The sequence below is a fragment of the Granulicella tundricola MP5ACTX9 genome, from assembly GCF_000178975.2.
Lineage (GTDB): Bacteria > Acidobacteriota > Terriglobia > Terriglobales > Acidobacteriaceae > Edaphobacter > Edaphobacter tundricola.
In genome coordinates, this window is sequence record NC_015064.1 from 233435 (window position 1) to 245835 (window position 12401).

Annotated in this window: 10 protein-coding genes; 2 read left to right on the top strand and 8 right to left on the bottom strand. The window is 61.3% G+C overall.

Annotated elements, in window-relative coordinates; all coding sequences use genetic code 11:
* Nucleotides 1-4: 4 nt before the first annotated feature.
* The 5 genes from ACIX9_RS00935 to ACIX9_RS00955 form a co-directional block, all read right to left on the bottom strand.
* Complete coding sequence (locus ACIX9_RS00935) at nt 5-1783, bottom strand: thiamine pyrophosphate-binding protein (RefSeq protein WP_013578593.1); 1779 nt, start codon at nt 1781-1783, stop codon at nt 5-7.
* A complete protein-coding gene (locus ACIX9_RS00940; RefSeq protein ID WP_232298842.1) occupies nt 1780-2844 on the bottom strand; it encodes a 3-dehydroquinate synthase family protein in 1065 nt (354 codons plus the stop codon). The genes ACIX9_RS00935 and ACIX9_RS00940 overlap by 4 nt, the downstream gene beginning before the upstream one ends.
* Nucleotides 2845-2851: 7 nt before the next feature.
* Nucleotides 2852-3565: an SDR family NAD(P)-dependent oxidoreductase gene (locus tag ACIX9_RS00945; RefSeq protein WP_013578595.1), complete on the bottom strand. Its 714-nt coding sequence runs from the start codon at nt 3563-3565 to the stop codon at nt 2852-2854.
* Nucleotides 3565-4362, bottom strand: coding sequence for an aldolase/citrate lyase family protein (locus ACIX9_RS00950; protein ID WP_013578596.1), 798 nt, complete (start codon nt 4360-4362; stop codon nt 3565-3567). The genes ACIX9_RS00945 and ACIX9_RS00950 overlap by 1 nt, the downstream gene beginning before the upstream one ends.
* 110 nt (nt 4363-4472) lie before the next feature.
* Nucleotides 4473-5183 (bottom strand): class I SAM-dependent methyltransferase, encoded by a 711-nt coding sequence (locus ACIX9_RS00955; protein WP_013578597.1) that lies wholly within the window; start codon nt 5181-5183, stop codon nt 4473-4475.
* A gap of 150 nt (nt 5184-5333) precedes the next feature.
* Between ACIX9_RS00955 and ACIX9_RS00960 the strand changes: the two genes are divergently transcribed.
* Nucleotides 5334-6209 (top strand): formate/nitrite transporter family protein, encoded by an 876-nt coding sequence (locus ACIX9_RS00960; protein WP_013578598.1) that lies wholly within the window; start codon nt 5334-5336, stop codon nt 6207-6209.
* Between the two features lie 134 nt (nt 6210-6343).
* Complete coding sequence (locus ACIX9_RS00965; RefSeq protein WP_013578599.1) at nt 6344-6928, top strand: KdsC family phosphatase; 585 nt, start codon at nt 6344-6346, stop codon at nt 6926-6928.
* Between the two features lie 187 nt (nt 6929-7115).
* On the opposite strand, the gene ACIX9_RS00970 is transcribed toward ACIX9_RS00965, so the two are convergent.
* The 3 genes from ACIX9_RS00970 to ACIX9_RS00980 form a co-directional block, all read right to left on the bottom strand.
* A complete protein-coding gene (locus ACIX9_RS00970; RefSeq protein ID WP_013578600.1) occupies nt 7116-7529 on the bottom strand; it encodes a cupin domain-containing protein in 414 nt (137 codons plus the stop codon).
* A gap of 459 nt (nt 7530-7988) precedes the next feature.
* The gene (locus ACIX9_RS00975; protein WP_013578601.1) at nt 7989-10601 is read right to left on the bottom strand and encodes a beta-glucosidase; all 2613 of its coding nucleotides are present in this window, start codon (nt 10599-10601) and stop codon (nt 7989-7991) included.
* 65 nt (nt 10602-10666) lie between these two features.
* A complete protein-coding gene (locus ACIX9_RS00980; protein WP_013578602.1) occupies nt 10667-12394 on the bottom strand; it encodes a VWA domain-containing protein in 1728 nt (575 codons plus the stop codon).
* Nucleotides 12395-12401 lie beyond the last annotated feature (7 nt).

Below are 12401 nucleotides of genomic sequence, written 5' to 3' on the forward strand. Positions count from 1 at the left end.
ACGGTTACTCTCCCTGCAGGTAGTGGAAGACCTTGCTCGATGTGTCTTCATCCAGGTCAGGCGTCATGAGATGAAGCGGATTCGATACCATCCCGCCCGTCTCCGTGACGCGGCTGCTGATCTTGGGGAAGTAGGTCTGGGTGGGGTCGATGTGGACCAGAAAGGCAGCGGGTCCGGGCGCGTTGAAGCGGCTCAGGAAGTCGGGATCATCCTGATAGCCGGGGCCAAGTCGCACGACCGGGATATCGTAGGCAGCAAACAGCGGCTCCCACTTCGGGATTCCGAGGCCAGTTGAAGTGTCACAGCCGACATAGCGGCCCTTGAAGTAGTTGAGCTGCGTCATGCGGATGGAGGCGTAGCCGTTGTCGTCGAACAGGAAGATCTTCAGATTCAGCTTGTTGACCATGACGGTCCCAAGCTCCTGCAGGTTCTGAATGAAGCCGCCATCCCCTTCGACCAGGATGGTACGGCGTCCCTTTGCGGCGAAGGCAGAGCCAATTGCGCCGCTCAACCCATAGCCCATGGACGCCAGTCCCTTGTTGGTGATGATCCTCTGGCCTGACTTCTGCGCGAAGGTCTGCATCATGACGGTGAAGGCGCTGCCGCTGCTGCAAGGAATCATGATATCGTCCGGAGTTGCCAGCCGGGAGAGTTCCGACGCGAAGACGTACGGCGAAAGGAAGCCTTCTCCTGTATGGTTCACCGGCTCGATCAGCGGAAGCTTGGACTGGACGGTGCGGCAGAATGAGACCCATTCCTCATGGTTGCCGGCATCTTCTTTTTCCAGTTGGATGAGGACCTGGTTCGCGTCGCCGCAGATGGGGAGCGCCACGCGTGGGTGCCCCTTCTCAAGCTCGGCGGCATCGCAATCGACCTGGATGACCTCTCCTGCCGGCACGAATTGCTGCCAGTTGAAGCCGGTTTGTTGCAGGCTGAGGCGGGTGCCCAGAGCAAGCAGCAGGTCCGCCTGCTGCAGGAGGATGTTCGAGTAACGTTGGCCCCAGGTGTTCGGTCTGCCGAAGTAGAGCGGATGACTCGCCGGGATGCGGTCCATGCCGTTCCAGGTCACCATCAGGGGCACGCCCAATCTTGTGAGCGAGTCCAAGAGCGGCTCGATCGTTGCCCGGTCGATGCCTCCGCCGATCAGGACGACAGGACGCTTCGCCCGCTTGATCTGCTCGACGATCGAACGAACGACTTCCGGGCTGACCGGGGTGAAGCCGGGCCGGATTTCAGAGGCGCTCGTGTTGAGCATGGTCTCTTCGACCTGTGCGCCCTGAACATCGAGCGGAATCTCGACAAACACAGGAGCTTTGCGTCCATGAACGCCGCTGCGGATCGTCTCTGCAAACGCGGAACGATCCATCGGAGCTTCGATCAGGACTGACTTTTCGGTGACCGGCCTGGCGATGGCTACGCCGTCGATCTCCTGGATACCGCGCTGGCGTACCTTCCCCCTGGAAAGATCGGAGACTTTGACTTGGCCGCCGATGACCAGCAGTTCGCGGCTCTCAAGGTAAGCCCCGGCCATGGCGGTGACGATGTTCGTGAGCCCGGGACCGGCGGTGACGAGCGCGAAGGCTTTGCTTCCCATCTGGAGTTCGTTGAAGTACTCGGCTGCGATTCCTGCCGCGACCTCATGGACTACGGGGATGCAGGTCAGGCGGTGGCTGCAACTCTCCAGCAGATGCATAATGTTGCCGCCAGCGACGAAAAAGCAGTGGGTGTATCCCAGCGAAACCAGCCATTCGGCAAGCAAGTCGCTATATTTTCTGGTCATCATCCTCGAAACCTTCCCACCACCGACTCTACCGCCGCTCGGACCTTATTCGATACTTCAGGAGACTTTGGAACGCGGTGAAGCACGACCTTGCCTGCCTGATCGATGAGGATGAGCGCGTAGTCTTCCGTTCCGTGTTTTTTGTCGGAGGCGAAGCGCTGGAACATCTCATCGGCGGACATGGAGGCCAGGGCCCGAGGGGTTCCGGGTGAGTTCGCGATCATCTCGGCGAGATGCAGTTCCAGCAGAGCCACGCGTGGGCTTGAACTGTAGTCGATCCCATCCGCCACCTGATAGGTGATGGCGCAAAGGATGCCGAGGCCGACGGCGATGCCGTGGGGGATGGCGAAGTGCGTCGCACCCTCGATTGCGTGGCCGAAGGTATGGCCGAAGTTCAACAAAAGACGTTCTTTGTTGTCGAACTCGTCGATTTCGATGAACCACTTTTTGGCTTCGAGGCTGTTGTAGATGAGTGCTTCGAGAGCGCCGGTCTCCATCATGACTGAGGGCAGCAGGGCAATGTGGCGATCAAAGGCCTCCGGGCCGCGGCAGAAGCAGATTTTGGCGGCTTCAATGAGGCCGCTGGCCTGCTGATCGGGCGGGAGGGTCTGGGCGAGGGCTGGGTCGATGAGGACTTGATGTGGGGGATGGAAGGTGCCAACCAAGTTTTTGTAGGGGCCTACGTTGATGGAGGACTTGCCGCCGATGCAGGAATCGACCATGGCGAGGATGGTGGTGGGGAGGTAGCTCCAGGTGAGGCCACGCATGTAAATGCTGGCGATAAAAGCTGATAGATCCTGGATGATGCCGCCGCCGATTGCGACGAGTTCGGTCTGGCGGTTGGCTCCAGACTGACGCAGCCCCTCGATGATGCTGGGGGAGACGTCCAGGGACTTATTCTCCTCGATGGCTCGGATCAGCAGTGGTGGCGAGGCCAAATCAGCAAGGACTGGGGCGAAGAACTCGTCCGCAAGAATCTTTGCTTTAGAAAAGTGCAACAGATTTTTTCGGAGGGAATGGCTCTCGATGGTGACCTGGTAGGAGCCTGTGGAGGAGTTAATCACCAAGGTTCTAGACGAGTCGGACATGGCTATACCCCAGGTCGGCTGCGATAAACTGTCCAGTTATCCCCGTGTTCCACGTGGAACAGAGAAATTCTACGAGATTGGCCACGTCCTGTAACTGTGGCAAAGCATTGAACTTAGTCGCTCCTGAGAGTTTTTCGAGCTGCTCCGGCGCGAGGTTGCGGCGAGTCATCGGAGTGTCCAGCACGCCCGGAAGGACGGCGTTGATGAGGTGGCCGTGCTCGGCAAGATCGACCGAGGCGGAGAGAACGAGGCCTTGGAGGGCGGCTTTGGTCATACAGTAGGAGAGTTTGGACTGGCGTGCGAGGTTCTGCCAGATGGAACTGATGACACAGAGGCGGGAGGCTGGAGCCAAGAGATCGTAGTCCAGTAAAGCCTTTAGAGTCAGCAAAATGTAAAGACAGTTGGCCTTGTAGAGGTCGAGGTGGGCCTCAGCTTCTACGGTGTATACGCTGTCCGTGGAGTTGGCTCCCTGAGCCCAGCAGACGCTGGTGTAGGGGGCGTTTGTGGCTAAGATGGATGCGTCAAAAGTAGGGGAAAGCGGATCGGCTTCGATCCAGGTGAGGGCGGCCATAACGGCTTCTGGGCGCTTCCGGCTCACCGCTGTGACCTGCCAACCCTTTTCGCTGCAATGGTTTAGGATCGCGGTGCCGATCGCACCGCTGGCGCCGAAAAGGAGGAGCCTGGGTGTCTCGCTCATTATCGGTTGAGAACCGCCCAACGGTTTTCCAGCATTTCGATGCGCTTGGCATCTTCCTGCTGGATCTGGCCGTAGTAGTCGCGCTTGTTGAGGAGCCAGAGCATCTCGAAGTGGACGGCGTTGAGGAGACCGTCGGCTATGTTGCTCTCTCGCGCGGAGTTAGCGTCGAAAATGACCTTGCGGGTCTCGAAACGGGTGAGGTGGATGTCGAGCATCTGGCGAAGGACGGGGATTGAGTCCGAGGATACGCCGCCGCCGACAACAAGGTCCAAGCCTCTGTCTTTACAGGCTTTAGCGGTCTTGAGGACGTAATCGGTCACTTCTGGGCCGTTGATGGCGTCGCGGCCCAGGCCTGCGGAGAGGCTGAAGTCGACGCGACCGAAGACGATGCCTTTGAGTTCGGGTGCTTTGGCGGTTGCATCTGCCATGGAATCAAGGAGATTGAAGGCGCTGATGGTCTCCAGATTGAAGAGGAAGTCGGTTTGTTCCTGGTCTTCTGCGGAATAGACTTTTGCTACCGCTTCGGCGAATTTGGAGAGGGCGTAGGTGCTTTCGATCATGGGGGCGATGATGTAATCGACGCCAATCTGTTTGGATTCAATGAGATCGCGCATGGCTTCACAGCCGCCGATCTTGAGTCCGAGCTTCAAATCGGCTTTGCGGCAGATTTCTACCAGGCGCAGAAGTTCGTCCACGCGTGTGCCTTCGGCCTCAAACTCTGCCTTTACAGCAACATAGCCGAACTCTTCACGGCCACGGTTGAGGAGATCCAACATCTTTCGTTCGCGGTTATTCAACGATTTCCCCTGAAGATCACAGAATCAATGTAGCAGTCTGGCGAATTTGTGGTGCTATTTGCACCACAAATCACCACAAACGAACCACACTTGACCATGCTCCAACGGCGCTAGTTTGACTGGAAGATGAGGAAATAGTCCTGGCCGTCCTTCTTGGTGAAGTCGTAGTGGGCGATCTCGTGGAAGCCGGCTTCGGTCATCTCCTGCTCGACGATGTTCTGGTTGAGGCCGTGGTCTGTGCCGGTGCCGTTGCGGTCGATGATGGCGACGCGTGCGCCGGGTTTGAGGGAGGCTCGGAGGCTCTGCATGAAAGGGATGGGGCGTGCGATCTCGTGATAGACCTTCAGAAGCATGACGGCGTCGGTGGAGGCGGCGGGGAGTTTGGGGTCGTCGGGGGTGCCCAGGACTTCCTTGATATTGGTGAGGTTCTCTTTGTGGGCGCGCTGGTCTATGAACTTGATGGCTTCGGGGTTGATGTCTTCGGCGTAGACGGTGCCGGTGGGGCCTACTCTCTTCGCTGCGCGCACGGTGAACCAGCCGGAGCCTGCGCCGATGTCTTCAACGGTTTTTCCCTTGGTGATCTTGAGGAGGGTCATGACGCGGTCGATTTCGAGCTTCTGGTCGCGGTCGGGGTACTCAAAGATGGAGAGGTCGCCGGCGTAGGGGGTGCTGGTGGGGCGGGGTTGCTGGGCGGTCAGGGGGAGGGTGAGGGTTGCGGCGGTTAGGATCGCAAGGAGCTTCATCTGGGATTGGATGCCGGGGTGACGCAAGGTGTGAGGGCCTTGGGAGTTCTGAAAACCCACGTCCCAGAATCGGGACATGGGGCACCCAGATGATTGCCGGGTTGGAGGAAAGCGGTCGGCTTTGCCGATGCCCACCCTAACGACGGTAAGACTGTCGTGAGGATGGGGCACACCAGTTGGTGAAATTGGTTGATCCAGACGATGGTGGAATTGTGCATCTGAAGGGGGATGGCATCAAGACTGAGACGGCGTGGGGCGGGTAAGGACGAGCAGCCTGCTTCTGCGGGGCAGAAACATCTTTCGCGACCTTCGGCGCAGGATATCTATAACCAGGTGGCGAAGAACGCTCGGCAGGAGCTGAAGCGGTCGAGCGTTTCGCTGGGGATCTCGGGGTTTGCGGGCGGGACGTTCATGGGACTGACGGCGCTGGGGACGGCGATTGCGCTTTCGATGCTGGGTCACTCGCCGGGGGCGGTGATGATCTCGCGGATGTTCTATCCGGTCGGGTTCATTGTGGTGATCCTGGGGCGGTCGCAGTTGTTTACGGAGAACACGTTGTATCCGGTGGCGCTGATCCTTTCAGAGAAGAAAGAGTTCTGGAATACGCTGCGGCTGTGGGGCGTGGTGCTGCCTGCCAATGTGCTGGGGGCGTTTGCGTTTGCTTCGCTGGTGTCGCTGACGCCGGCGCTGAATCCGCGGTTCATCGAGGCGCTGACGCAGCTTGGGCTGGATGCGATGGCGAACCCGGCGCAGACGGTGTTCTGGTCGGGGGTGATGGGTGGGTGGATTATTGCGCTGACGGCGTGGCTGGTGTCGGGGTCGCACTCGATTACGGGGTCCGTGATGATTATCTGGACGCTGACGTTCCTGGTGGGGCTGGGGAACTTTGCACACTGTATTGCAACCTCCGGCGAGGTGTTTATTGCGATCCTGACGCATCATGCGCCGTGGATGGCTTATCCGCACTGGTTCTTTCCGGCCGTGGCGGGGAACATCTGCGGCGGGGTGGGGATGGTGACGCTGCTGGAGTATGGGCAGGTGATCTATGGCGGGGATGGGGATGGGGATGATTCTGATGATGCGATGCGGGTGACTCCGGAGTAAGCCTGGAGTGTGGGGTGAGTTAGGGGTTCTGGGAAGGTCGGCTTTGCCGAGGCCCACCCTAATCGCGATGAAACCGCGATGAGGATGGGGCACACGGTCTTCTTTGGCGTGTATAGGGTTGGTATGCTGGGCTTATGGCGACTACCTTTTCTGGACCTGCTCCTTCTGATGATGTTCTGGCTCGTGCGCGCAAGATCAAACTGTTTCTGATGGATGTGGATGGGACTCTGACCGATGGGGGGGTGGGGCTGATTTCTTCGCTGGCTGCTACCGATGGGGCGGAGGCCGTTGTCACGGAGTTGAAGATGTTCAGTGCGCAGGATGGGCAGGGTCTGTCGCTGGCGCACACGATGGGGATCAAGACGGGGTTTATTACGGGGCGGCGGTCGCCTGCGGTGGCGCAGCGGGCCAAGGAGTTGAAGGTCAGCTACGTTTGCCTGGGGCAGGGGAACAAGAAGGCTGCTTATGAGGACTGCATGTTGAAGGCGGGGGTGACGGAGGAGGAGGTCTGCTACCTGGGAGATGATTTGCCGGATATTCCTGTGGCTCGGAGATCCGGGCTGGGGGTTTGTGTGGGAGATGGGGTGCCGGAGTTGATGGCGGTTTGTCACTATACGACGGGGAAGGGTGGGGGTAAGGGGGCTGCTCGGGAGGTGGTGGAGTTGATTCTGAAGGCGCAGGGAAGATGGGATGAGGCTGTGCCTTTGGCTTTGGCTTAGGCGGCTCCTCAGAGGGTCGTGGAAACCCATGTCCCAGAATCGGGACATGGGGCACCCGGTTGTGGTGGCCTGGAGTGTTGGGTGGGTTGGAGGGCTCTGGGAAGGTCGGCTTCGCCGATGCCCACCCTAACGACGATGAGACCGTCGTGAGGGTGGGGCCCACACGGATATTGTGGTGGGTCCAAGGCTACTTTTTGGTGTCTCCGCCTATTTGGACTACGAAGTATCTGGCGGGACCTTCGCCCATGTTTTTGAGCCGGTGGAGGGTGCCCAGGGCTACGTAGATTGTGCCTCCGGCGGTTACGATTTCGGTTTTGCCGTCGTGCTCGAAGCCGAGGGTGCCCTCCTGGACCATGATGATCTCTGAGTGCTGGATGACGTGGAGGGGGACGGGCTCGGCGTGGGCGGGCTGCATGGACTCGTGCAGGCCTACGGCTTCGCCGGAGAGGAGGGTGCCGGAGAGGACGGGGCGGCTTTCTGTGCCGTTGGGGGATTTTTTTGGGGTGAGGTGGTCGTAGGGATAGACGGTGGAGGTGGGGAGGGTGGCTTGGGCCTGGGCTGCGAGCGGGATCAGGGCTAGGAGGATGGCCGCGAGTTTCATGGGAGTGATGGTACGCCCCTCCACTGACTGATGGGAGGAGGCTTATCGCAGGGTCGTGAGATGCGAGGTTGCTGGGTAAGAGCAATGGCAGCAAGTGCCAGAGCAAGCAAATGCAACTGCAAGGGCAAAGACTAATACGGAGGTTCTGAGCTTCGCTCAGAATGACGGGCTAAAACAAACAACGACAAGAGCAACGGCAACGACAAGAGCGACGGCAACGACAAGAGCGACCGCAACGTCCGAGGAGGATTTGTGGAGACGGAGAGGACGGCGGTCGTTTGCTGCCGCAAACGATACCCCACCCTGTCCGACGATAAGACCGTCGTCCGAGGATGGGGCACCCGTCGTGATCGCCTGGTGTGATGGGCGGGGTTGAGGGCTCTGGGAAGGTCGGCTTCGCCGATGCCCACCCTAACGACGGTAAAGCTGTCGTGAGGATGGGGCACACGGCTTTGTGGGCTACTTGGTTTCTTTCAGGGTTAGGGAGGACTTCAGGGGGAGGTTGGCTACTGAATCCCCTACCGAGATGGTGAACTTGGGGGTGCCGATGGTCCACTTCTTTCCGGCTACGTCGTAGTAGGAGAAGGAACGGGCGTCGAGGGGGATGGTGATGTGTTTGGTCTCGCCGGGGTTGAGTTCTACGCGCTCGAAGCCCTTGAGCTCGTGGATGGGACGGGCTACCTTGGCTTTGTCCTCGGTGACGTAGAGCTGGGCTACCTCCGCGCCCTTGCGGGAGCCGGTGTTGGTGACTTCAAAGGTGGCGGTGACGCGGGTTTCCCCGTTCATGTCCTTCTGCTGGACCTTGAGGCCGCCGAACTTGAAGGTGGTGTACGAGAGGCCGTAGCCGAAGGGGAAGAGCGGCTGGATGTTGTTCTTTTCGTAGCCGCGGTAGCCGACGAAGATGCCTTCCTTATAGGTGACGCGCTTGGTGTCGCCTTCGGGGTAGTAGGTGTTGAAGGTGGGGTTGTCCTCGGCGCGCTTTTCAAAGGTTGCGGGGAGATGGCCGGAGGGGTTGACGTCTCCGAAGAGGATCTCTGCGAGGGCCCTGCCGCCCTCCTGGCCGGCGTACCAGGTTTCCAGCAGGCCGGGGACGCGGTCGATCCAGGTGGAGGAGTTTACGTTGCCGCCGGAGGTGATGGTGACGATGGTTTTGGGGTTGGCGGCGGAGATCTCGCGGATCATCTCTGCCTGGCCGTAGGGGAGCTCGAAGGTGCGGTCGCCGCCTTCGCTTTCGGACTCCTGCTGGAAGCCGGCTTCGATGACGACGACGTCAGCCTTGGCTGCGAGCTGGACTGCGCGGGGGTTGACGATGTTGTTTTGCGGGGCGATGGCGAAGATGAGATGGCCGCCGACAGGGCTGACCTGGAACTCCTCCACGATGACCTTGTGGGAGCCGGCGGTGAGGTCCAGCGCGACGTGGGGCTGGAAGGCGCGGACGACCTTCCAGTTATCGACGACGAGCTGGCCGTCTACGAAGACGCGGTTGCCGGAGCCTTCGCCGGAGTCTTCGAGGGCGAGGATGTACTTGCCGGCGGTGGGTGCGTCGTAGAAGCCGGTGAAGCGGTGCGAGACCTGCTTGGGTGGGGTGGAGAAGATCATCGACATGGCGGCTTCGAGGTTATCGAGCAGCATCTTGATGTTGAAGCCGTCGAGTGCGATGTGGGGGGTGATGGAGGTGGCGACGGCGGGGCCCTGGAGATCGACGTTGCTGAAGGTTTCAAGGGTGACGCCGGCCTGTCCGCCGGTGACGGCGGTGGTCATGCGGGTGTCCGAGGAGAGGTGACTGAGGGTGGGGAGGCCGCGGTCGTAGAGGACGTTGACGCCCGGGCCGGCGGCCTCTACGATGCCCTGGAAGCCGCTGACGGCGGCGAAGGGGACGACACCGGCGCTGCCGCCGCCGACGACCTGGGCGGGATAGGCGTCAGGGCCTACGACGAGGATGGTTTTGAGGGCGGCCTTGTTGAGGGGGAGGATGTTGCCGGCGTTTTTGAGGAGCACGGCGCCTTCACGGGCGGAGTCGAGCGCGGCGGCCTTGTTGCGGGCGTCGAGGAAGGAGATGTTGGTGTCGCGCTGGTTGTGGGTGGAATCGAGCCAGCCGTAGGTTTCGGCGGTGGACAGGATGTGGCGGACCTTGTCGTCGATGACGGCTTCCGGGACCTGGCCGGACTGGACGGCGGCCATGAGGTTGGCCTGGTTCATGAACTTGCCGGTGGGCATCTCGATGTCGAGGCCGCCGTTGGCTGCGCCGATGGCGTCGTAGGTGGCGTCCCAGTCAGACATGAGGACGCCCTTGAAGCCCCATTCCTTGCGGAGGATGTCGATGTTGAAGTAGGGGTTCTGGGTGGCGTGCTTGCCGTCGATGAGGTTGTAGGAGTCCATGACGGCAGAGACGTGGCCCTGCTTGACGGCGGCTTCGAAGGCGGGGAGATAGATCTCGCGGACGGCGCGCTCGTCGATGACGGTGTCTGAATCGTGACGGAGGAACTCCGAGTTGTTGCCGAGGAAGTGCTTGACGGTGGCGGCGACGCCCTGAGCCTGCATGCCGGTGATGTAGCCGGTGGCGATCTGGCCGGAGAGGAAGGGGTCTTCGCCGAAGTACTCGAAGTTGCGGCCGTTGCGCGGGGAGCGGTAGATGTTGACGCCGGGGCCGAGCATGAAGTGGACGCCGCGTGCGCGCGCGTCGCGGCCGATGCCTGCGCCGACGCGGACGGCTAGATCACGATCCCAAGAGGCGGCCAGGTTGATGCCGGCGGCGTAGGTGGTGCTGGGGAAGCCGGAGTTGGAACGGGTGCCGTAGGGGCCGTCGGACATTTCAAGGGCGGGGATGTTGAGGGAGGGGACGGCCATGGCGGCGAAGCCGGTGCCGCCGATGTAGTCCAGCTTCTGCTGGAGAGTCATCTGGTGGATGAGGGCGTCGACTTTTTGCTGATCGACTTCATCCAGGGGATGCGGGGCCTGCGCGTAGGCGGCGGGGAGAGCGAGGAGGGTGGCGGCGAGAGCGAGGGCCTGGACGCGCTTGGTGCGGGTCTGGAATGGGGCTGGGAAATTGGTCGTACCGTGCTTTAGAAACATGGGGTTAGGTCCTCTTGGCTAAAGAGGAAATTGTACGCGTGGGAACAGATGGTTGTCGTGGTGGGTTAGGGATTTGGTGTTGGTGCAGGTGTTACTGGCGGAGTGGGCGGGGCTGGCGTGGGGATTGAGGCTATGGGGGTCTGTTCCGGGATGGGCTGGCCGAGGGTGGCGTCGGCGGTGCCGATGCGGCCGGAGGCGGTGACGCGGACGACGAAGCGGGCGCGGACGGCCTTGGCGTCGTGGTCGACCTTGTAGGCGATGATGAGGGGGCGCTCCAGACGACCGGTGGGGGGCACGTCCGAGGGAGCCTTGGCGATGACGTTCTTGGCGACGACGGAAAGCTGTTTGCCCTTCTTGTCGAAGGTGGTGACGGCGAGGATGACCTCGGTGTGGCGGGGCTCGGTATCGGTGGCGTAGGTCCAGGCGAGGCCGCGTGCGTCGATGCGGATGCGGTAGGTGTCGGGGTCGTTGGGGAGGTTCCACATGGTGAGGGGAACGCCGTCGTAGACCATGGTGCTGGAGTCGGCGGAGGCCAGGTCCGCCATGAGGCGGCGGGAGGGGTTGAGGGGGTTGACGCGGCCGGGGCCACGCTGGAGGTAGTAGCCCTCGCGGGTGTAGACGGTGACGTTGGGCCGGTCGACGGTGACCTTGATCTTGCGGAATTTCTGGGGGTCGAGTGAGTTGCCGGCGGGGCGGTAGGTGAGGGTGTAGAAGTTGGAGCCGTCCTGGATGGCGGAGCCGATCTCAGCATCGACGTCGTTGCGGCCGTAGAGGGTGCGTCCGCCGGTGGCCTTGGCGAGTTTGTTGAACTGGTACTCGCCGCCGAAGGGATCGTTGAAGGCGGCGGCGTTGCCGTAGACGCCGGGGTTCACCTGGAGGCCTGCGGGATCGATGGTGTAGAGGGTGACGCGGGCGTCGCGGAGGACGTTGACGCACTCCTGGACGGCGTTGTTGACGCGGTTTTCCGTGTCGATGGGCTGGTTGGCGAAGTTGAGTGCGGGGAAGCCGCGGCCGATCCAGATCATGTTCTTGTGGCCGGGGTGGCCGATGACGGCCTCGGCCACGCGGCGGAGGGTCATGAAGGCGGTGCCGTAGCGCTCGCCGAGCCAGGCGCCCTGATGGACCTGCCAGGGGTAGGCGACGAAGTGATGGTCGAGGGCGGCGATGACCTCCTGCTTGTTCTGGGTGTAGTCATGCAGGACGGTGAAGTGCTGGAGATCGACCGCGATGAGCATGGTCGGGGTGTCGAGCTTGTCGGGCTGCTTTTCCAGGAACTTCTTGAGCGAGTAACGGGCGAAGGCTTCGTCTTCAAAGCGGGTATTGAACTCGTCCAGCAGGATGATGTTGACCGGGGCGCGGGGGGCGAGGCGGTCGAGATCGGCTGTGGAGTTGATGGTGATGCTGGGGTCGGGCGTGCGGGAGCCGGCTACCTCAAAGTTGAGGATGTTCTCGGGGTCGCCGGCTTCGGTGACGTGGAAGTCTTCTTTTTTGAGGTCGGTGACGACCTTGCCCTTGGGATCGGTGACGACCATGTCTAGGACGACGAGGCGGGCGTTGTTGCGGATGGTGTAGGTGCCGTCGGGATTCTTGACGGGCTGGTTGCCGGGCGCGCCGACCTGGCCGGGAGCGGCTGCGGGTGCCGGGGTGGCGACGGGGGCCTGGATCTGCTGGCTGGGCGCGGCTGCCGGGGGCGGCGTTTGGGGTGCGGCCTGGGCTTGGAGGGAAGCGAAGGAGGAGGAGAGCGATGCCAGCCCGAGGGCCAGCGCGTACAGGGAGAGGGAAGACTTGCTCATAGGAACT